Here is a 22627-nt window from a genome sequence, read left to right as displayed (position 1 = left end):
TATACTCGAACAATTGATAAAAATCAATTATTCGCCTTTATTTTTTTTAATAATTTCTTCTGAAACAGACTTCGGTACTTCTTCATAATGATCAAATGTCATTGAGAATGTTCCGCGTCCTTGAGTGTTAGAACGTAATGCTGTCGCATAACCGAACATTTCAGAAAGTGGAACCATAGCGCGAACAACTTGTGCGTTACCGCGAGCTTCCATACCTTCTACACGTCCACGACGAGATGTTACGTCACCCATGATGTCTCCCATGTACTCTTCAGGAATTACAACTTCTACTTTCATCATTGGCTCAAGAATTACTGGGTTACATTTAGAAACCGCAGCTTTAAGTGCCATAGATGCAGCGATTTTGAACGCCATCTCAGATGAATCGACATCATGGTAAGAACCGTCAACTAATGCTGCTTTAATGTCAACTAGTGGGTAACCAGCTAGTACACCATTTTTAAGTGAGTCTTCAAGACCCGCTCCAACAGCTGGGATGTATTCACGTGGAACTACACCGCCGACGATTTTGTTTTCGAATTCAAATCCTTTACCTTCTTCGTTAGGTGCAAACTCAATCCAAACGTGACCGAATTGTCCACGTCCACCAGATTGACGAGCAAACTTACCTTCAACTTTCGCAGCAGCGCGGAAAGTTTCACGGTATGCTACCTGAGGAGCACCAACGTTTGCTTCGACTTTGAATTCACGGCGCATACGGTCAACGATGATATCAAGGTGAAGTTCACCCATACCAGCGATGATAGTTTGGCCAGTTTCTTGGTCAGTGTGAGCACGGAATGTTGGATCTTCTTCAGAAAGCTTAGATAATGCTGTACCCATTTTATCTTGGTCAGCTTTAGATTTTGGTTCGATAGCTACAGAGATAACTGGCTCTGGGAATTCCATAGACTCAAGGATAACAAGGCTCTTCTCGTCACAAAGAGTATCACCAGTAGTAGTATCTTTTAAACCTACAGCAGCAGCGATATCACCAGCGTAAACTGTTGAAATCTCTTCACGGCTGTTAGCGTGCATTTGTAGGATACGCCCTACACGCTCACGCTTACCTTTAGTTGAGTTTTTCACGTATGATCCAGAGTTTAACACACCAGAGTACACACGGAAGAACGTTAACTTACCAACATAAGGGTCAGTCATGATTTTGAATGCTAAAGCTGCGAATGGTTCTTCATCGCTAGACTTACGTTCTACTTCTTCATCTGTATCCGGAAGAGTACCTTTAATCGCAGGTACATCTAATGGAGATGGTAGGTAGTCGATAACTGCGTCTAACAGAATTTGAACACCTTTGTTTTTGAATGCAGAACCACAGATTACTGGGAAGAATTCTACAGAAGTTGTAGCCTTACGGATACCAGCTTTAAGCTCTTCTACAGTGATTTCTTCACCTTCTAGGTACTTCATCATCATTTCTTCATCAAGCTCAGCTACCGCTTCAATAAGCTTTCCACGGTATTCTTCAGCTAGTTCTTTGTGCTCTTCAGGAATTTCGACACGCTCGATGTCTGTTCCTAAATCGTTACCGTACATGTAAGCACACTCTTCAACAAGGTCAATGATACCATTGAACTCATCTTCAGCACCGATTGGTAACTGAATTGGATGTGCGTTTGCTTGTAAACGATCGTGGATTGTTCCTACAGAGTATAAGAAATCTGCACCGATCTTATCCATTTTGTTAACGAATACGATACGAGGTACACCGTAAGTAGTAGCCTGACGCCAAACAGTTTCTGTTTGTGGTTCTACACCAGATTGTGCATCAAGTACTGCTACCGCACCATCAAGTACGCGTAAAGAACGTTCTACTTCTACTGTGAAGTCTACGTGTCCTGGAGTATCAATGATGTTTACACGGTGACCTTTCCATTGAGCTGTAGTTGCAGCAGAAGTAATTGTGATACCACGCTCTTGCTCTTGCTCCATCCAGTCCATCTGAGATGCACCTTCATGAGTTTCACCGATTTTATGAATACGTCCTGTGTAATACAGAATACGCTCAGTTGCTGTTGTTTTACCAGCATCGATGTGAGCCATGATACCAATATTACGAGTGTTTTCTAAAGAGAACTCTCTTGTCATTTGGTGTCTTGCTCCTTCCATATATGGATTGGATTTTTTATTTTAAGTAGCAAAAAAGCCACTTTATATTGTTACATATGCCAGTGTCCAGTACCCTCATTATGTAAAACGAGCGCCCAACGAAAGGGAGAGGCATTCTCCCTCTCCACACTTCCATAAGCGACAAATAAAGCGGTTTATGCATACATTTATTTTACGTTGAATCCTACCAACGGTAATGAGCAAATGCTTTGTTAGCTTCTGCCATTTTATGAGTGTCTTCACGTTTCTTAACAGATGCACCAGCGTTGTTAGCTGCATCTAAGATTTCGTAAGCTAGACGCTCTTCCATAGTTTTTTCACCACGAAGACGAGCATAGTTTACTAACCAGCGAAGACCTAAAGTTGTACGGCGTTCTGGACGAACCTCAACTGGAACTTGGTAGTTAGCACCACCAACACGACGAGCGCGTACTTCAAGAACAGGCATGATGTTCTTAAGAGCTTGCTCGAATACTTCCATTGGTTCTTTATCTGAACGTTCACGAACGATATCGAAAGCGTTATAAAGAATTGTTTGAGATTTACCTTTTTTACCGTCAACCATCATTTTGTTGATAAGGCGTGTTACTAGCTTAGAATTGTACATTGGATCTGGTAACACGTCACGTTTCGCAACAGGTCCTTTACGAGGCATATTGAGTTCCTCCTTTCATTATAAGTTTATTATTTTTTAGCAGGTTTTGGTCGCTTAGTACCATATTTAGAACGTCCTTGCATACGTTTGTCAACACCAGCTGTATCAAGCGCTCCACGAACGATGTGGTAACGTACCCCTGGTAAATCCTTTACTCGACCACCGCGAATTAATACTACGCTATGCTCTTGTAAGTTATGACCGATACCTGGGATGTAAGCTGTAACTTCAATACCGTTTGTTAAACGTACACGAGCGTATTTACGTAACGCTGAGTTAGGTTTCTTTGGAGTCATTGTACCAACACGAGTACATACACCACGTTTTTGAGGTGCAGAGATATCAGTTGATTTTTTCTTTAAAGAGTTAAACCCTTTGTTTAACGCAGGTGATTTAGATTTCCATACTTTATCAGTACGACCATTTCTCACTAATTGGTTAATAGTAGGCATTTGATTATCCTCCCTTCGCATGTTTGTATGACCACATATCCAGGTGGTTCATTATTAGTTGAAAACAAAGTTTTTGCAAGGAAGAGCAAATGCTCTCTCCTCACAAAAACAGTTTTAACTTATTATTCCTATTGCTGAAGCTCCCACTTGAATCCCCGAAACTTTTCCAAGCTTACGAACTGATTCAACCTTTGTTATGGGTATGTTATGTTGCAAAGCAGTGCGAATGATAACATGGGTTAACCGCACATCAGCATCTTCTGCAATAACAACTTCTTTAACTATACCATTTTTGATTGCTTCCAATGTGCGTTTATGACCAACGACTACATTTTCAGCATTTGACACTTTTTGATAAGACATATAAATATCCTCCAAAGCATCGTTCAGGAGCAACCTTGATTATAGTAACATTTTGACTCATACAATGTCAACTAGGATTAGATGTTTTTATACAAAATTTACGACGGAAAATTTTACTGTTCCACATAAATCTCATCGTTTTCTACATTCATGTTATCTTGTGTTGTTTTTACAAGATCCACTTTGCGATAACGATTCATACCTGTTCCAGCAGGAACAAGTTTACCGATAATAACGTTCTCTTTCAATCCTAGAAGCTCATCACGTTTACCTTTAATTGCTGCATCAGTTAAGACACGAGTCGTTTCTTGGAATGATGCTGCAGATAAGAATGAATCAGTTTCAAGTGAAGCTTTTGTAATACCAAGTAGAACAGGTCTAGCTGTCGCTGGTTGTTTACCTTTCAGTAACACCTTCGCATTCGCATCAGTAAACTGATGGATATCTAGTAATGTTCCTGGTAATACGTCTGTTTCACCTGCATCACTTACACGAACTTTACGTAGCATTTGACGTACCATTACCTCTACGTGTTTGTCACCAATTTCTACCCCTTGCATACGGTATACTTTTTGAACTTCACGTAATAAGTATTCTTGAACTGCTGTAATATCCGTTACTTTTAGTAATTCTTTCGGATCAATAGAACCTTCTGTTAACTCTTTACCGTGGCTAATTGGCTGTCCTGGAGTTACTTTCAGACGAGCACCGTAAGGAATAGCATACGTACGAGCTTCAACTTCACCCTGTACAACTACTTCTTGGCGATCTTTAACATCGTTGATCGCTGCGATAACACCGTCGATTTCACTGATAACTGCCTGACCTTTCGGATTACGAGCTTCGAAGATCTCTTGGATACGAGGTAAACCTTGAGTGATATCATCTCCGGCAACCCCACCTGTATGGAATGTACGCATCGTTAACTGTGTACCTGGCTCACCGATAGATTGAGCTGCGATAATACCTACCGCTTCTCCTACTTCTACGTCTGTACCAGTTGCTAAGTTACGACCGTAACACTTCTTACATACACCATGGCGAGTATTACACGTAAACGCTGAACGAATATTTACAGTTTCAACACCCGAATTTTCAACGATATGAGCGATATCTTCAGTAATTAATTGGTTTTCACTAACTAATACTTCACCTGTTTCAGGATGTTTTACAGTTTTTCTTGCAAAACGTCCAACAAGACGATCATATAATGACTCAATTACTTCATTACCCTCTTTAATCGCACCAATTAATAGACCACGATCTGTTCCACAATCATCTTCACGGACAATTACATCTTGTGCAACGTCTACAAGACGACGTGTTAAGTAACCAGAATCGGCAGTTTTAAGTGCTGTATCGGCAAGACCTTTACGCGCACCATGCGTAGAGATGAAGTACTCAAGTACTGTTAAACCTTCACGGAAACTCGATTTGATTGGAAGTTCGATGATACGACCAGATGGATTGGCCATCAGACCACGCATACCAGCAAGCTGAGTAAAGTTAGATGCGTTACCACGGGCACCTGAGTCACTCATCATGAAGATTGGATTGCGTTTATTCAAGGATTTCATCAGTTTTCCTTGGATAACATCTTTTGCATTACTCCAAATAGAGATAACGCGATCGTAACGTTCTTCTTCCGTGATTAAACCACGACGGAATTGTTTAATTACATTATCTACTTTTGCTTGTGCTTCGTGGAGAATTTCATCTTTTTCGCCTAATACAAGAATGTCAGATACCCCAACTGTAATACCAGCTTTTGTAGAGTACTTGAACCCTAAGTTTTTCATACGGTCAAGCATGCGAGACGTTTCTGTAATTTGGAAACGTTTGAACACTTCCGCAATGATGTTACCAAGGATCTTCTTGCTAAATGGCGCCACTTCTTCGCGACTAGCAATAATTTCTTTAATGTTCGCACCTTTTTCAACGAAATATTCCGCTGGTGTTTCTTTTTCAAGGTTTGAGTTTGTCGGTTCATTAATATAAGGGAACGACTCTGGTAAGATTTCGTTAAATATTAATTTACCAACTGTTGTTAATAGAAGCTTACCTTTTTGCTCTTCAGTAAACGTTACGTTATTTACTGAACTTGCAGCAACTGCAACACGTGTGTGCAGATGTACATATCCATTTTGATATGCAAGTATTGCTTCGTTTGCATCTTTGAAGACCATACCTTCACCGATTGCGCCTTCACGCTCAAGTGTTAAGTAGTAGTTACCTAATACCATATCCTGAGATGGAGTAACAACTGGTTTTCCGTCTTTTGGATTCAAGATGTTTTGTGCCGCTAACATAAGAATACGAGCTTCTGCTTGTGCCTCTGATGATAACGGAACGTGAACCGCCATTTGGTCACCGTCAAAGTCCGCGTTGTATGCAGTACATACAAGTGGGTGAAGACGAATTGCGCGACCTTCTACTAATGTAGGTTCAAACGCCTGGATACCAAGACGGTGAAGTGTTGGTGCGCGGTTTAGAAGTACTGGATGTTCTTTAATCACAGATTCTAAAACGTCCCAAACTTCAGGGTGTACACGCTCAATTTTACGTTTCGCACTCTTAATGTTGTGTGCTAACCCTTTTCCAACTAACTCTTTCATAACAAAAGGTTTGAACAGTTCAAGCGCCATTTCTTTCGGTAATCCACATTGGTACATCTTTAAGTTCGGTCCTACAACGATTACAGAACGGCCAGAGTAGTCAACACGTTTACCTAATAAGTTTTGACGGAAACGTCCTTGTTTACCTTTAAGCATGTGAGATAGTGATTTTAATGGACGGTTACCTGGTCCAGTTACTGGACGGCCACGACGACCATTATCAATTAATGCATCTACAGCTTCTTGTAACATACGTTTTTCGTTTTGAACGATGATGCTTGGAGCACCTAGGTCCAATAGACGTTTTAAACGGTTGTTACGGTTAATTACACGACGATATAAGTCGTTTAAGTCAGAAGTAGCAAAACGTCCACCATCTAACTGTACCATTGGGCGTAGTTCTGGTGGGATAACTGGTAGAACATCTAAGATCATCCAAGATGGTTCATTTCCAGAGTTACGGAATGCTTCTAATACTTCTAGACGTTTAATAGCACGAGTACGGCGTTGTCCTTGTGCTGTTTTTAATTCTTCTTTTAAGAAGTCTACTTCTTTATCTAAATCAATGTCTTGTAGTAGCTTTTTAATCGCTTCTGCACCCATAGCAGCTTGGAATGTGCTACCATATCGATCACGATATGCACGGTATTCTTTTTCAGAAAGTAATTGCTTCTTATCAAGTGGTGTATCTCCACTTTCTGTTACAACATAAGAAGCGAAATAAATTACTTCTTCAAGCGCGCGAGGGGACATGTCTAAGACAAGTCCCATGCGGCTCGGGATACCTTTGAAATACCAAATATGAGATACAGGAGCAGCTAATTCAATATGACCCATACGTTCACGACGTACTTTTGCACGCGTTACTTCAACACCACATCGATCACAAACTACACCTTTATAACGTACACGTTTGTATTTTCCGCAATGACATTCCCAGTCCTTTTGTGGTCCGAAAATACGCTCACAGAACAAGCCATCTTTTTCAGGCTTTAACGTACGATAGTTAATAGTTTCTGGTTTCTTAACTTCACCGTATGACCAAGAACGAATCTTGTCAGGTGAAGCAAGTCCAATCTTCATATATTCAAAGTTATTTACATCTATCAAGGGGCCTACCTCCCTTTTAGTCTACAGGTTATCCCAATTATTCCTTAGTTGTCTCAACTTCGACATTCAATTTATCTGCTGATTGATGATCATCGTCATCTTCTGTATCACGCATTTCAATTTCTGTATCGTCGCTAGACATCATTTTAACGTCCATACCTAAACTTTGCAGCTCTTTAATCAATACTTTGAATGATTCAGGAACGCCTGGTTCTGGAACATTTTCGCCTTTAACAATTGCTTCATAAGTCTTAACACGTCCAACAACATCATCAGACTTCACTGTTAAGATTTCTTGAAGAGTATAAGCAGCACCGTAAGCTTCAAGTGCCCAAACCTCCATCTCACCGAAACGCTGTCCACCGAACTGAGCTTTACCTCCAAGAGGTTGCTGCGTTACAAGTGAGTATGGTCCAGTAGAACGAGCATGAAGTTTATCGTCAACCATGTGCGCAAGTTTGATCATATACATGACACCAACAGATACGCGGTTATCGAATGGTTCACCAGTACGTCCGTCATACAGGATTGTTTTCGCGTCATTTGCCATACCAGCTTCTTCAATTGTGCCCCAAACATCTTCCTCACGAGCACCATCGAATACTGGTGTTGCAATGTGAATGCCCAGGTATCTTGCTGCCATACCAAGATGAAGCTCTAATACCTGACCGATATTCATACGAGATGGTACCCCTAATGGGTTTAACATGATATCGATTGGCGTACCGTCTGGTAAGTAAGGCATATCTTCTTCTGGTAAAATACGAGAAATAACACCTTTGTTACCGTGACGTCCGGCCATCTTGTCACCTTCAGAAATTTTACGTTTTTGAACGATATATGCACGTACAAGTTGATTCACGCCTGGTGGCAATTCATCGCCATCTTCACGGTTGAATACTTTTACGTCTAAGATAATACCGCCACCACCGTGTGGTACACGTAGTGATGTATCACGTACTTCACGCGCTTTTTCTCCAAAGATAGCATGTAATAGACGTTCTTCAGCTGTTAATTCTGTTACACCTTTAGGTGTTACTTTACCAACAAGTAAATCTCCATCTTTTACTTCAGCACCAACGCGAATGATACCGCGCTCGTCAAGGTTACGTAATGCGTCTTCCCCAACGTTTGGAATGTCACGTGTAATTTCTTCTGGTCCAAGCTTCGTATCACGAGCTTCTGATTCATATTCTTCAATATGAATAGAAGTGTACACATCATCTTTTACAAGGCGCTCACTCATGATGATCGCATCCTCGTAGTTATAACCGTCCCAAGTCATGAAGCCAACAAGCACGTTACGTCCAAGTGCTAGTTCACCTAATTCCATAGAAGGACCATCCGCAAGGATTTCACCTTTTACAACTTCATTTCCAACACTTACGATTGGACGTTGGTTGTAACAAGTTCCTTGGTTAGAACGAATGAATTTTTGCATTTTGTAGCGATCTAAGTCGCCTTTTACTGTTTGACCGTCAACTTCTACATAGCGACGTACCCAAACTTCACGTGCTTCTACGCGCTCAACAACACCAGGATGTTTACAGATTACTGCAGCACCTGAGTCTTTTGCTGATACGTACTCCATACCTGTACCTACAATCGGAGATTCCGGATTCATTAACGGAACCGCCTGACGTTGCATGTTCGCTCCCATAAGTGCGCGGTTAGAGTCATCGTTTTCTAAGAACGGAATACAAGCTGTCGCTGCCGACACTACTTGTTTTGGAGATACATCCATGTAGTCGATGCGTTCTCTATTTGTGACAATGTTTTCACCACGGAAACGAGCTACGATATCTTCACTTAGGAATTCACCTTCATCAGATAATTTCATATTCGCTTGGGCTACAACATAGTTATCTTCTTCATCTGCTGTTAAATAATCAACATGCCCTGTTACAAGACCAGTTTCTGGGTCAACACGACGATATGGTGTTTCAATGAAACCAAACTCATTTACTTTCGCGAACGAAGATAATGAGTTAATCAAACCGATGTTTGGTCCCTCTGGTGTTTCAATCGGACACATACGACCGTAGTGGGAGTAATGAACGTCACGTACTTCAAAGCCTGCGCGCTCACGCGTTAAACCACCAGGTCCTAATGCAGATAGTCTTCGTTTGTGAGTTAACTCTGCTAATGGATTTGTTTGGTCCATGAACTGAGATAACTGAGAACTTCCGAAGAACTCTTTAATAGATGCAATAACAGGACGAATATTAATTAGCGCCTGTGGTGTAATTGCATTTGTATCTTGGATCGACATTCTCTCACGAACAACACGTTCCATACGAGAAAGACCGATACGGAATTGATTTTGTAATAGTTCTCCAACAGAACGCAGACGACGGTTTCCTAAATGGTCAATATCATCTGTATCCCCTACTTTGTATAGTAGGTTGAAGAAGTAACTGATAGAAGCAAGGATATCACCTGGTGTGATGTGTTTCACATCACGAGTAATATTTGCATTACCAATTACATTAATTACACGTTCGCCTTCCGACTCAGGAGCATAAATCTTAATAGATTGCAGCTCAACATCGCCTTCTACCACTCCACCCATTGGTTTCGCTGTTTTGAATCCAATGTTTTTCTCTAAGTAAGGTAAAATGCGATCAAGTGTACGACGATCTAAGATTGTTCCTTCTGCCGCTAAAATTTCACCAGTTTCTGGATCCACTAATGTTTCAGCTAAACGTTGATTAAACAATCTGTTTTTAATGTGTAACTTCTTGTTGATCTTATAGCGACCTACATTTGCTAAATCGTAGCGCTTTGGATCGAAGAAACGAGACACAAGTAAGCTCTTAGCATTTTCTACTGTTGGTGGTTCACCAGGACGTAGACGCTCATAAATTTCAAGCAATGCTTTTTCTGTACTATCTGTGTTGTCTTTTTCTAATGTGTTGCTTAAGTATTCGTTATCACCTAAAAGCTCGGTGATTTCTTGATCAGAGCCAAACCCTAATGCGCGTAACAAAACAGTTACAGGAAGTTTACGCGTACGGTCAATACGCACATATACAACATCCTTAGCATCTGTCTCATACTCTAACCAAGCTCCGCGGTTTGGAATTACAGTAGCAGTAAAACCACGTTTTCCGTTTTTATCCACTTTGCCACTATAGTATACGCTTGGAGAGCGAACTAACTGGGAAACGATAACACGTTCTGCACCGTTAATTACGAATGTTCCAGTCTCTGTCATGAGTGGGAAATCTCCCATGAACACATCTTGTTCTTTTACTTCACCAGTTTCCTTGTTGATTAGACGCACTTTTACACGAAGTGGTGCTGCATACGTCACATCACGCTCTTTGCATTCGTCTACAGAGTATTTAGGTTCACCTAAGCTGTAGTCGATAAATTCAAGCGATAGATTTCCCGTAAAGTCTTCAATCGGAGAAATGTCTTGGAACATTTCTCGCAAACCCTCATCAAGAAACCACTGATAAGAAGAGGTTTGAATTTCGATAAGATTTGGTAACTCTAATACTTCACTAATACGGGCATAACTTCTTCGTTGGCGGTGGCGTCCGTATTGAACTAGTTGACCTGTCAACTGCTTCACCCCTCAAATCATGAGTATTATAAATGCACAAAAAAATTTGTGCAAAATCACAAATAAATACAACTACTGCTATTAGCGTAGTCTTTTTCTCTTAAAGATAAATACGTTGAGTCTTTCTACCTGCTCAAAAAAGAAAAATGGCTTCTATAAGAAAACCATCATTCTGTTTCATAATCTGCTGATTTTACTATCTTTTCCAAGAGAAACAAAAATATACATCTTTCTCAACGCAGAAAATCATATATTGGCATTGTATAATGTTAACATAGCCAAAAATAACCGTCAACGTTTTTTTGATTTTATGATATAATATCCTTTTTTCTTTTCTACAATCTCAACTTCAGAAAATACTTCTTCTAGTTTTTTCAGCGCAGATGGTGCACCTTGCTTCTTTTGAATAACAATCCAAAGTTCTCCACCTGGAACTAAATAATCCACAGCTTTTTCTAAAATCTCATGTACGATATCTTTACCCGCACGAATTGGAGGGTTAGATAGAATAGCAGCATACTCGCCATCTACATTTTCATAGACGCTACTTTGAAAAATACGTATATTCTCGATTCTGTTATTAGCGGCATTTTCTTTCGCAAGCCCAAGCGCCCTTTCATTCACATCCACCATGTGAACTTCACAACCTTGAAACTCTTTCGCTAACGACAAACCAATAGGACCGTATCCACAACCTACGTCTAATATATCACCTTTAATATCCGGCATTTGAAACGCTTCAATTAAAAGACGAGAACCAAAGTCCACCTCGTTTTTCGAAAACACCCCATGGTCAGATAAAAAAGTAAATTGAGATCCACGAAGTGGAAATTCCCATCGTTTACGATCACTTTTACTAGAAGGGTCGTTAGAAAAATAATGGTCTGCCATATGGCCACCTCTTTTCTTTACAGTTAAAAAAAAAGCTCGCATGAGAGCGAGCTTTTTTTAAAGCATCAAAAGTTAATTACTTAACTTCTACAGCAGCGCCAACTTCTTCAAGTTTAGCTTTCATTTCTTCAGCTTCCTCTTTAGAAACGCCTTCTTTGATTGCTTTTGGAGTGTTGTCAACTAATTCTTTAGCTTCTTTTAAGCCAAGACCAGTGATTTCACGTACAGCTTTGATAACTTTGATTTTTTGAGCGCCAGCACTTGCAAGTACTACGTCAAACTCAGTTTTTTCAGCAGCAGCTTCACCAGCGCCACCAGCTACAGCTACAGGAGCAGCAGCAGTTACGCCGAATTCTTCCTCGATAGCTTTTACTAAGTCGTTAAGTTCTAATACAGTCATAGATTTAACTGCTTCAATGATTTGTTCTTTAGTCATTGTAAATATCCTCCCTTAAATAGGTTTGTATTGTTTTATAGATAACAAGTAATTATCTTTTAAAAAATTAAGCGCCTTGCTCTTCCTTTTGTTCTGCAACTGCTTTAGTAGCAAGTGCAAGGTTACGGATTGGAGCTTGAAGAACGCTAAGAAGCATAGAAAGTAAGCCTTCACGTGATGGAAGAGTAGCGATTGCTTTAACCTCATCAAGTGTTACAAGTTTACCTTCGATTACGCCCGCTTTAATTTCTAAAGCTTCATGTTTTGTAGCGAAGTCGTTTAATACTTTCGCAGGAGCAACTACATCCTCGTTACTGAACGCGATTGCGTTTGGTCCTGTTAAGAATTCGTTTAACTCAGCCATTTCAGCAGATTCTGCAGCACGACGAGTTAGAGAGTTTTTGTAAACTTTGAACTCAACGCCAGCTTCACGTAATTGCTTACGTAATTCTGTTGCTTCAGAAACTGTTAAACCACGGTAGTCAACAACAATTGTAGATTTACTAGCACGAAGTTTGTCCGCGATTTCAGTTACAACTTGTTGTTTAGTTTCGATTACTTTGCTCATGTTATTACACCTCCTGTAGATTATATAGAAGATGTACCGAAAGTGCACTAAAAACCTCCATGCCCAACTTGTAGACATGGAGGCATATAGTCACAGAAAAAAATTCCGTTTCGTATATTAACACCTAGGTAGGAAATTAAGTCTATCGACACCTACTGTCTACGGTACACTATTTAAATTCACAACATAAATGATTATATTAAATCTTCTTTATGAAGTCAACTTCCAATTTTTACGCTAATGTAGAAACGTCTACGCGTACGCCAGGTCCCATTGTAGAAGCAACTGTTACGTTCTTCATGTAAGTACCTTTTGCAGCAGATGGCTTAACTTTTAATAAAGTGTCAGCGATTGTTTTGAAGTTTTCTACTAATTTAGCATCTTCGAAAGATACTTTACCGATTGGAACGTGGATGTTACCAGCTTTATCAACGCGGTATTCAACTTTACCAGCTTTGATTTCGTTAACAGCTTTAGTTACATCGAAAGTAACTGTTCCAGTTTTAGGGTTTGGCATTAAACCTTTAGGTCCTAATACGCGACCAAGTTTACCAACTTCACCCATCATGTCAGGAGTTGCTACTACTACATCGAAATCGAACCAACCTTGTTGGATTTTACCGATGTAATCAGTATCGCCTACGAAGTCAGCGCCAGCAGCTTCAGCTTCTTTAGCTTTTTCACCTTTAGCGAACACTAATACACGTTGTACTTTACCAGTACCGTGTGGAAGAACAACTGCACCACGGATTTGTTGGTCAGCTTTCTTAGGGTCAACACCTAAACGGAATGCAGCTTCTACAGTTGCATCAAATTTAGCTGTGTTTGTTTTCTTTACTAATTCTACTGCTTCTGTTGCAGAGTAAGCAGATGCACGATCAACAAGCTTTGCAGCTTCTACGTACTTTTTACCTCTTTTAGCCATTTTTATTTCCTCCTCGAATGTGGTTTTAGCGGAATAACCTCCCACGTTTACGCCTGTTTTCAGGTATAACCTGAGGATGAGCGCCATCCATTTATTTAAAAACAATAATCATTTACGATAATAAAGGTTGCGAATTGGAATTCCAGACCCGCAACCTTTTTTAAAAACAAATCGAATTAGTCTTCGATAACGATGCCCATACTGCGTGCAGTACCTTCAACCATACGCATTGCAGCTTCTACGCTAGCAGCGTTTAGGTCAGGCATTTTAGTTTCAGCGATTTCGCGTACTTTATCACGCTTAACAGTTGCCACTTTATTACGGTTTGGTTCACCAGAACCAGACTCAATACCAGCTACTTTCTTAAGAAGAACAGCAGCAGGAGGAGTTTTAGTAATGAAAGTGAATGAACGGTCCTCAAATACCGTAATTTCAACAGGGATGATAAGACCAGCTTGATCTGCTGTACGAGCGTTAAACTCTTTACAGAAGCCCATGATGTTAACACCTGCTTGTCCTAATGCTGGACCAACTGGTGGAGCTGGGTTAGCTTTACCTGCAGGAATTTGAAGCTTTACCATTTTAATTACCTTTTTAGCCACGAGACACACCTCCTTAAGTCCGTGATGTGGTCAATTGGACAGTGATTTGCCCTCCCACGTCATATTTTATCTGTAAGGATAAAATCTTTCAAAAAACGTCTCCGATAACGAAGACGTACTGACTTAAAAGATATTATCACTTTTTACAATTCATTTCAAGTTTCATTTTATAATTTTTCAATTTGATGGAAGTCAAGTTCAACTGGAGTCTCGCGACCAAACATGTCCACAAGTACGCTAACCTTTTTCTTCTCCACATCAATTTCTTCAATAGCACCTGTATAATCTGCGAATGGCCCCTCATTTACACGTACTGTCTCATGAAGTTCAAAGTCGAAATCAACCACTTCGTTGTCCATTCCCATATGTTTCATAATGGTAACAACTTCCTCTTCTAATAGAGGTGATGGTTTAGATCCAGAACCAGAAGAACCAACGAACCCAGTTACACCCGGCGTGTTACGTACAACATACCAAGAATCATCAGTCATGATTAATTCTACTAATACATAACCTGGGAACACTTTTCTTTTCATTAATTTTTCTTTTCCGTTTTTCATTTCTACTTCTACTTCTTCCGGGACAACAACACGGAAAATTTTATCTTGCATACCCATTGATTCTACACGCTTCTCTAGGTTTGCTTTTACTTTATTTTCATATCCAGAATAAGTATGGACAACATACCAACTTTTTTCCATTCATTTAGGACGAGCGTCCTTCCCTCCCTGACGTACATTTTTTTGCGCAAATGAAAAAACCCGTTCACCGGGCTTTTACACAGTTCTTATAAATAACATTATATCATGGATAAGTGCTTCTTATTCAAGAATTAACCAAGAATTAACCGAATTAAAGAAGAAATGCCCATATCAACTACTGCGAAGAAAATCGCAAAGAACACAACTGTAGCAACAACAGTCGCTGTTGAGCGGAGTAATTCATCTTTTTTAGGCCAACTTACTTTTTTCATTTCGCGACCTACATCGCCGAAAAAGTTCGTTAAACGCATCTGCGGGACCTCCAGTGTATTATTTCAATTATTTATTTTGTTTCCTTGTGAACTGTATGCTGATTGCATGTTTTACAAAACTTTTTTATTTCAAGTCGCTCTATTGAGCTCGTATCTTTCATAGTAGAGTAGTTTCGATTTTTACACTCTTCACATGAGAGTACAACTTTTTTCCTCATTAGTTACACCAACCTTGTAACATTATGTCCCTAAAAATGTATCATACAATAAAAGACAATGTCAATGACATGCATTTTGTACTGTCTACAAAAGAAAACAGGTGATTTATTTTACACCTGTTGCACTTGTTATTTGTTATGAATTTAAAGTTGTACTTTCTCGCATTTCCATATATCGTTCCAATTTCCTCTTCACCCGCTGTAAAGCGTTATCAATAGATTTCACATGTCTGTTTAACTGTTCTGAAATCTCTTGATAAGAACGCCCATCTAGATATAAAGAAAGTACTTTTCTTTCTAAATCGCTTAATAATTCTGATATTTTTGATTCTATGTCTGTATATTCTTCTTGGCTAATAATCATCTCTTCAGGATCAGTTACCTTCGCTTCAGAAATAACATCCAATAATGTTCGATCAGATTCCTCATCGTAAATCGGCTTATCTAAAGACACATACGAATTTAAGGGAATATGTTTTTGCCTTGTTGCCGTTTTAATAGCGGTAATAATTTGTCGAGTGATACACAGTTCAGCAAATGCTTTGAATGAAGACAGCTTGTCCTCTTTATAATCACGAATTGCTTTAAACAATCCTATCATACCTTCTTGAACAATATCTTCTCGATCGGCACCCACTAAAAAGTAAGATCTTGATTTCGCGCGAACAAAGTTCTTATATTTGTGAATTAAATATTCTAGAGCGTCAGTATTACCTTTTCGAACTAACTCAACGATTGCCTCATCCTCTAAATCACGAAATGTAACGTCGCCTACACTTACGAAGCCTGCTTCCACCTTGATCCCTCCGACCGCTATTTATTTAGCAATATTATACAGTAAAAAGACAAAGAGCGTCAATGCTTCAACGCTCTCCTCTTCTTAATTTTTCTAATTTTTCTGTAATATCTTTACTAAATATCTTTCGCATGGCGGGTTGCTGTTCTTTCGTGTCTTTTGTACGCCTTCTTACTTGTTGCTCCATTGCCTGTACTTCCAACTCTAATTCACGCGCAGATTTCCGAAGGGCACCTTGCGCAAATATAACCCATTGTTCCGTGTAATCAGAAGTCGCAACATATATTCGTGTATTTATATTTCTAAGCTCTATCGCAAGTTGCTCTATCTTTTCGTCTGCAGTTTGATTCTTTCGTGTGAATATTACTTCCACACGAGATTGTTTCATCTTTTTTTCAATACCATGTACTGTATAGGCATCAAAGACTATCATCACTTTTGTACCTGTATAACCTTGATAATCCGCCATCTTATCAATAAGTGCATCTCTTGATGATTGTAGATCTACATCCCGCAGTTTCTTCAAATCTCCCCAAGCTCCGATAATGTTGTAACCGTCAACGATTAAAATATCGTTCATCTTTTATTTACCAATTTCGTGACGTTTACGATATACCTCATACATTAACAAACTTGCGGCTACGGAAGCATTTAAGGATGTAACTTTACCAACCATCGGTAGAGTGATTAGGAAATCACACTTTTCACCAATAATACGACTCATACCTTTTCCTTCACTACCAATTACTAACCCAATTGGCATTTTACCATCTAAATTACGGTAATCCATTTTCCCTTTGGCATCTGTACCAGCAATCCAAAGTCCACGTTCTTTTAATTCATCAATTGTACGGGATAAGTTCGTTACGCGCGCAACAGGAATGTATTCAATCGCTCCTGTTGATGCTTTCGCAACTGACGCTGTAAGCCCCACAGCCCTTCTCTTTGGAATAATAATTCCATGAGCTCCTGTCGCATCAGCAGTACGCATAATAGAACCTAGGTTATGCGGATCTTCAATCTCATCTAAAATTAAGAAGAATGGATCTTCATTACGTTTTTCTGCCACTTTGAATAACTCTTCTAACTCCGCATACTGATATGCAGCTACTTGAGCAATTACACCTTGATGATTACCCTCAACTAATTGATCTAACTTTTTCTTTGGTGCATGTTGTAAAATAACCTTATTTTCTTTCGCTAACGCTAGTACAATCTGTACTTGTCCTTTGGCAGCACCTTCTGCGATCCAAATTTTATTTATATCTCTCCCTGATCGTAACGCCTCAATTACAGGGTTACGTCCGATAATATATTCACTACTCATGATGATGTGCCCCCTTCCTTTTCTTCTAAAACTGCAATTGCCTTATATACAATTTCGTCTAATCTTTCACGGTTATTTAATAAATGATGATAACCAATTAGCGCTTCAAAGGCTGTACTATGGCGATATGTTTGTACATCCGTATTTTTTGGAACTGTACCTGAATTTGCATTACGTCCTCTTCTTAATACCGCCTCTTCTTCCTCTGTCAAAAACGTCGTCTCTAATAAATGATAAACAACTTTCGCCTGTGCTTTTGCTGAAACAAAGCTCGTCCCTAATCGATGTAATTGATTAGGGCGAACTTTCCCTTTTTGAAGTAGGTGATAGCGGATATATTGTTCATATACCGCATCACCCATGTATGCTAACGCTAAGCTGTTTAATTGCTTTGCATCAATCATTCTTATCCTCTTTTCCATCTTGTACCTTGAGCGGTATCTTCTAAAATAATATTACGGTCTTTTAAGTCATCGCGAATTTGATCTGATAATGCAAAATCACGATTTTTACGAGCTTCAATGCGTTTTTGAATAAGTGCCTCAATTTCTTCATCAAGCAACTCTTCTTGCGCTAATTCTAACCCTAAAATATCAAATAATGTTTCAAGTTGTTTTACGTATGCTTCAATTACCACTGTAGACGTATGTTCTTCCAGTAAATATTGATTCGCATGATTTGCCACATTATATAACTCAGTGATTGCATTAGCAGTGTTGAAGTCATCATTCATCGCTTCTTCAAATGCAGTCTGGAATTTTTCCAGTTCCGCTAGCCATTTCTCATTATGGTCTGTTAAATCAGTACTACTTTCCATACGGTGTTTTAAGTTACCGTAAGCCGTCTTAATTCTTTCCAGTCCGTTATTTGTGCTTTGTAATAACTCTTCACTGAAATTAATTGGATGACGGTAATGTACCGATAGCATAAAGAATCTAATTAACTGCGGATTATATTGCTTAATGATATCGTGAACTAAAATAAAGTTCCCCAATGACTTAGACATCTTCTCATTATTAATATTAATATATCCATTGTGCATCCAGTAACGTGCAAATGTTTTTCCAGTTAATGCCTCAGACTGCGCAATTTCATTCTCATGATGAGGAAATGCTAAGTCTTGACCACCAGCATGAATATCGATTGTATCTCCTAAGTATTTACGTGCCATTGCCGAGCATTCAATATGCCAGCCTGGACGACCTTTCCCCCAAGGGCTTTCCCAGAAGATTTCTCCTTCTTTAGCATCTTTCCATAAAGCAAAATCAAGAGGGTCTTGTTTCTTTTCTCCTACTTCAATACGCGCACCGTGACGTAAGTCTGCGATTGGTTGATGCGATAATTTACCGTATCCTTCGAATTCCTTCGTTCTAAAGTACACATCACCTTCTGATTCATATGCATATCCTTTATTCACAAGTTCTTGAATAAATTCAATAATGATATCCATATTTTCCGTTACACGCGGATGAACTGTTGCGTGTTTGCAACCTAGTGCCGTTACATCCTCAAAGTACGCTTCAACGAAACGGTCAGCAATTGTCGGCACATCTTCACCTAATTCATTTGCTGCTTTAATTAATTTATCATCTACGTCAGTAAAGTTGGACACATACTGCACATCATACCCTTTATATTCTAAATAACGGCGTACCGTATCAAATACCATAGGTGGTCTTGCATTCCCAATGTGAATATAGTTATAAACTGTAGGTCCACACACATACATCTTTACCTTATTTTCTTCTAATGGAGTAAACTCTTCCTTTTGACGTGTTAACGTATTATAAATGTGAATAGTCATTTTTATCCTTCCTTTCTACCTTTACTTCAAGTTGTTTTTTCAATTTATCAAGTTCTACTTCCATGACCTTTAACTTATCAAAAATTGGGTCTGGAAGGTCAGAATGATTTAATTCTTGACCGATTTTCACTCCATTTTGAATAACGACTCGGCCAGGTATACCTACAACTGTAGAATGTGCAGGGACTTCTTTTAATACGACAGAACCTGCTCCAATTTTAGAATTCTCTCCAACTGTAATAGAACCTAGTACTTTAGCACCTGTTGCAATTAATACATTATCCTGAATTGTAGGGTGCCTCTTTCCCTTTTCTTTACCCGTACCACCTAATGTAACCCCTTGATAGATCGTTACATTATCACCAATTTCGCACGTTTCTCCAATTACAACCCCCATTCCATGGTCTATGAAAAAACGACGACCAATTGTTGCTCCTGGATGAATCTCAATGCCAGTAAAGAAACGACTAACTTGTGAGATCCAACGTGCAATAAAGAAGAAATTTTTTTTATAAAAAGCATGTGCAATTCGATGGGCCCAAACTGCATGTAATCCAGAGTAAGTCAAAATGACTTCGAAATAACTTCTTGCCGCTGGATCCTGTTCAAAAACGACTTCAATATCTTCCCGAAGCCTCTTAAACATCGACGTTCCCTCCCCTTTATGGGCTGCTTTTTCGAGTGAACTAACTCCCTACTTATCTCCCTAAATCTTTATACACGTAGATAAAATTTATACTTACACCCAGTTTTACGGTATAAAAAAAGACGCCTCTGTCATATTGACAGAGACGCCTTATAAGCGCGGTTCCACTCTGTTTAGGCTAAAAAAGCCTCAAACTCATCTCTGATAACGGTGTACACCGCTTCTGCTTACTTTACGCCCTAAGACGTTTCGCAAAACAATTTACTGTTCAGCAGAAGACTCGAAGGGGCATTTCAAAAATCCGCTTATAAACCACTTCCAGCCTAAAGGTGGTTCTCTCTGTAAAAAGCCTGATTTTCTACTTCTCCTTCTCGTCGCTTTTCCTTATTAGGTTTTAAGTATACTTATTATATTTCTAAACCTAGAAAATGTTAACCAATTACTTTTTGAAGACGATTTAAAACTTTTTCTTTTCCAAGAAGTGCAATAGCATTCGGAAGCTCTGGACCATGTGTTTGACCAGTAGTTGCAACACGGATTGGCATAAATAAGTTTTTACCTTTATGACCTGTTTCCTTTTGAACTGCTTTAATAGCCGCCTTAATTGCTGCTGGTTCCATCGCTTCTAGTGCTTCTACTTGACCAGCAAATGCACGAAGTACTTCTGGTACTTGTTCACCTTTTAATACTTCTTGTCCTTCTTCTTCATAATCAACATGATCTTTGAAGAACATTTCAGAAAGCTCTACAATTTCAGCTCCAAAACTCATTTGTTCATGGTATAAAGCAATTACACCACGGATCCAATCTTGGTCTTGTTCACTTAAAGTTTCTCCCACACGTCCAGCTTTCACTAAATGCGGTAAACTTAACTCTACAACCGTATCTAAATCTTGCTTTTTCATATACTGGTTGTTCATCCATTTTAGTTTTTGAGAATCAAATAATGCAGGTGATTTTGATAAACGAGCTGCATCAAACATTTTGATAAACTCATCTTTAGAGAAGATTTCTTCTTCACCTACTGGTGACCAACCTAATAGCGCAATAAAGTTAAAGATTGCTTCTGGAAGATATCCAAGCTCTTTATATTGCTCAATAAATTGAATAATAGATTCATCACGCTTGCTTAATTTTTTACGACTTTCATTTACAATTAAAGTCATATGACCGAATTGTGGGATATCCCAACCGAAAGCTTCATAAATCATCATTTGTTTTGGCGTGTTTGAAATATGATCATCACCACGAAGTACATGTGTAATTTCCATTAAGTGATCATCTACTGCTACCGCAAAGTTATAAGTTGGGATTCCATCTTTTTTCACGATAACAAAATCACCAAAATCATTTGAATGGAATGCAACTTCGTCTTTTACGATGTCTTTGAATGTGTAATCACGATTAGCTGGTACACGGAAACGAATACTCGGAATACGTCCCTCAGCTTCAAATTCTTTCATTTGTTCTTCAGTTAAATCACGGTGGTTACCTGCATAACGAGGTGTTTCACCACGAGAAATTTGTCCTTCACGCTCTGCTTCTAGCTCTTCTTCTGTCATATAACATTTGTAAGCTAAACCACGCTCTAATAAATCTAGATATAATTTTTTATAAATATCTAAACGCTCTGTTTGACGATATGGTCCAAATTCACCGCCAACATCAACACCTTCATCCCAGTCCATACCGAGCCATTTTAAGTATTTTAATTGGCTTTCTTCTCCACCAGCCACGTTACGTTTTACATCAGTATCTTCAATACGAATAATAAACTTGCCATCTAAATGACGAGCAAATAAATAATTAAATAATGCCGTACGCGCATTTCCGATATGTAAGTGTCCTGTTGGACTTGGCGCATAGCGCACTCTCACTTGCTTTTCCATAATTGGTACACCTTCCATTCTTAATGTCTACACATTCTATAATTGTACAACAAAAAAATGTGATTATCCATCTTACGAATTAAAAACCATTATTTTTTCTGTAATAATACCACTGCTTGAGAAGCAATTCCTTCTTCCCTACCTGTAAATCCTAATTTTTCTGTTGTAGTTGCCTTTACATTAATGTTGTCTATAGACGTTTCTAACAGTTCACTAATACGTTTACGCATACTTTCAATATGCGGTGCCATTTTTGGCTTTTGAGCAATAATTGTACAATCTAAATTCCCTAACTCGTAACCTTGTTCACGCACAAATTCCCAAACTTTTTGCAACAATACAGCTGAATCTGCATCTTTAAAAGCTGGGTCTGTATCAGGAAAATGCTTTCCGATATCTCCTGCTGCAATAGCACCTAAACATGCATCAGCAATCGTATGTAACAATACATCTGCATCTGAATGGCCGATTAATCCTTTCTCGTGTGGAATTGTAATTCCGCCAATAATTAACGGTCTACCTTCTGCAAATTCATGCACGTCAAAACCTTGTCCAATTCGAAACATTCTTTACATCCTCCTTGAGCTAAACCACTGAGCTTTATGACTCTATATTATATCGATATCCTTACAAAGAAAAGCCCGGCCATTGCCGAGCTT

General features: G+C 39.1%; 22 protein-coding genes and 2 other annotated features. All 22 genes read right to left on the bottom strand.

The annotated features are described in order from the left end of the window. Nucleotides 1-27 precede the first annotated feature (27 nt). Nucleotides 28-2106: an elongation factor G gene (gene fusA / locus ACUXVC_RS00655; RefSeq protein ID WP_000196384.1), complete on the bottom strand. Its 2079-nt coding sequence runs from the start codon at nucleotides 2104-2106 to the stop codon at nucleotides 28-30. Between the two features lie 205 nt (nucleotides 2107-2311). After that, a complete protein-coding gene (rpsG, locus tag ACUXVC_RS00650; protein WP_001137492.1) occupies nucleotides 2312-2782 on the bottom strand; it encodes a 30S ribosomal protein S7 in 471 nt (156 codons plus the stop codon). Nucleotides 2783-2811: 29 nt separating this feature from the next. Beyond that, a complete protein-coding gene (rpsL, locus tag ACUXVC_RS00645; RefSeq protein WP_001142341.1) occupies nucleotides 2812-3234 on the bottom strand; it encodes a 30S ribosomal protein S12 in 423 nt (140 codons plus the stop codon). 114 nt (nucleotides 3235-3348) lie between these two features. After that, a complete protein-coding gene (locus tag ACUXVC_RS00640; RefSeq protein WP_000121833.1) occupies nucleotides 3349-3597 on the bottom strand; it encodes a 50S ribosomal protein L7ae-like protein in 249 nt (82 codons plus the stop codon). A 113-nt stretch (nucleotides 3598-3710) separates the two neighbouring features. After that, nucleotides 3711-7322: a DNA-directed RNA polymerase subunit beta' gene (gene rpoC, locus ACUXVC_RS00635; protein WP_000567943.1), complete on the bottom strand. Its 3612-nt coding sequence runs from the start codon at nucleotides 7320-7322 to the stop codon at nucleotides 3711-3713. Between the two features lie 37 nt (nucleotides 7323-7359). Beyond that, a complete protein-coding gene (gene rpoB, locus ACUXVC_RS00630; RefSeq protein WP_000147553.1) occupies nucleotides 7360-10893 on the bottom strand; it encodes a DNA-directed RNA polymerase subunit beta in 3534 nt (1177 codons plus the stop codon). Nucleotides 10894-11184: 291 nt separating this feature from the next. Beyond that, nucleotides 11185-11784 (bottom strand): class I SAM-dependent methyltransferase, encoded by a 600-nt coding sequence (locus ACUXVC_RS00625; RefSeq protein WP_064531899.1) that lies wholly within the window; start codon nucleotides 11782-11784, stop codon nucleotides 11185-11187. Nucleotides 11785-11860: 76 nt separating this feature from the next. After that, the gene (gene rplL / locus ACUXVC_RS00620) at nucleotides 11861-12220 is read right to left on the bottom strand and encodes a 50S ribosomal protein L7/L12 (protein ID WP_000159737.1); all 360 of its coding nucleotides are present in this window, start codon (nucleotides 12218-12220) and stop codon (nucleotides 11861-11863) included. A gap of 67 nt (nucleotides 12221-12287) precedes the next feature. After that, nucleotides 12288-12788, bottom strand: coding sequence for a 50S ribosomal protein L10 (gene rplJ, locus ACUXVC_RS00615; RefSeq protein ID WP_000048718.1), 501 nt, complete (start codon nucleotides 12786-12788; stop codon nucleotides 12288-12290). Nucleotides 12789-12827: 39 nt separating this feature from the next. Then, nucleotides 12828-12971: a sequence feature (ribosomal protein L10 leader region), on the bottom strand. A gap of 49 nt (nucleotides 12972-13020) precedes the next feature. Continuing rightward, complete coding sequence (gene rplA, locus ACUXVC_RS00610; RefSeq protein WP_002094239.1) at nucleotides 13021-13713, bottom strand: 50S ribosomal protein L1; 693 nt, start codon at nucleotides 13711-13713, stop codon at nucleotides 13021-13023. Nucleotides 13714-13889: 176 nt separating this feature from the next. Next, nucleotides 13890-14315, bottom strand: a complete 426-nt coding sequence (gene rplK, locus ACUXVC_RS00605) for a 50S ribosomal protein L11 (protein ID WP_001085872.1) — start codon at nucleotides 14313-14315, stop codon at nucleotides 13890-13892. Nucleotides 14316-14482: 167 nt separating this feature from the next. Further along, a complete protein-coding gene (gene nusG / locus ACUXVC_RS00600) occupies nucleotides 14483-15016 on the bottom strand; it encodes a transcription termination/antitermination protein NusG (RefSeq protein ID WP_000415794.1) in 534 nt (177 codons plus the stop codon). A 131-nt stretch (nucleotides 15017-15147) separates the two neighbouring features. Beyond that, a complete protein-coding gene (secE, locus tag ACUXVC_RS00595; protein ID WP_001241323.1) occupies nucleotides 15148-15327 on the bottom strand; it encodes a preprotein translocase subunit SecE in 180 nt (59 codons plus the stop codon). 32 nt (nucleotides 15328-15359) lie between these two features. Then, nucleotides 15360-15506, bottom strand: coding sequence for a 50S ribosomal protein L33 (gene rpmG / locus ACUXVC_RS00590; RefSeq protein ID WP_014481927.1), 147 nt, complete (start codon nucleotides 15504-15506; stop codon nucleotides 15360-15362). 136 nt (nucleotides 15507-15642) lie between these two features. Continuing rightward, a complete protein-coding gene (locus ACUXVC_RS00585; protein ID WP_000387198.1) occupies nucleotides 15643-16302 on the bottom strand; it encodes an RNA polymerase sporulation sigma factor SigH in 660 nt (219 codons plus the stop codon). Between the two features lie 67 nt (nucleotides 16303-16369). Beyond that, nucleotides 16370-16882: an NYN domain-containing protein gene (locus ACUXVC_RS00580; RefSeq protein WP_000997887.1), complete on the bottom strand. Its 513-nt coding sequence runs from the start codon at nucleotides 16880-16882 to the stop codon at nucleotides 16370-16372. 3 nt (nucleotides 16883-16885) lie between these two features. After that, nucleotides 16886-17629: a 23S rRNA (guanosine(2251)-2'-O)-methyltransferase RlmB gene (rlmB, locus tag ACUXVC_RS00575; protein WP_144465858.1), complete on the bottom strand. Its 744-nt coding sequence runs from the start codon at nucleotides 17627-17629 to the stop codon at nucleotides 16886-16888. Continuing rightward, nucleotides 17626-18033 (bottom strand): Mini-ribonuclease 3, encoded by a 408-nt coding sequence (locus ACUXVC_RS00570; RefSeq protein ID WP_064531901.1) that lies wholly within the window; start codon nucleotides 18031-18033, stop codon nucleotides 17626-17628. The genes rlmB and ACUXVC_RS00570 overlap by 4 nt, the downstream gene beginning before the upstream one ends. Nucleotides 18034-18035: 2 nt before the next feature. Next, nucleotides 18036-19433, bottom strand: a complete 1398-nt coding sequence (gene cysS, locus ACUXVC_RS00565; protein WP_000152273.1) for a cysteine--tRNA ligase — start codon at nucleotides 19431-19433, stop codon at nucleotides 18036-18038. Beyond that, nucleotides 19414-20079 carry a serine O-acetyltransferase gene (gene cysE / locus ACUXVC_RS00560; protein ID WP_000476500.1) on the bottom strand — a complete coding sequence of 222 codons (666 nt, stop codon included), beginning with the start codon at nucleotides 20077-20079 and terminating at the stop codon, nucleotides 19414-19416. The genes cysS and cysE overlap by 20 nt, the downstream gene beginning before the upstream one ends. A 138-nt stretch (nucleotides 20080-20217) precedes the next feature. Next, nucleotides 20218-20463, bottom strand: a binding site (T-box leader). A gap of 47 nt (nucleotides 20464-20510) precedes the next feature. Further along, nucleotides 20511-21968 carry a glutamate--tRNA ligase gene (gltX, locus tag ACUXVC_RS00555; RefSeq protein WP_000415150.1) on the bottom strand — a complete coding sequence of 486 codons (1458 nt, stop codon included), beginning with the start codon at nucleotides 21966-21968 and terminating at the stop codon, nucleotides 20511-20513. A gap of 89 nt (nucleotides 21969-22057) precedes the next feature. Next, entirely contained in the window at nucleotides 22058-22534 is a 477-nt protein-coding gene (gene ispF, locus ACUXVC_RS00550) for a 2-C-methyl-D-erythritol 2,4-cyclodiphosphate synthase (protein ID WP_000488386.1), read from the bottom strand. Nucleotides 22535-22627: the final 93 nt, after the last annotated feature.

It is taken from the genome of Bacillus sp. N6 (assembly GCF_052805735.1).
This window is presented reverse-complemented; position numbering and strand designations above follow the sequence as displayed.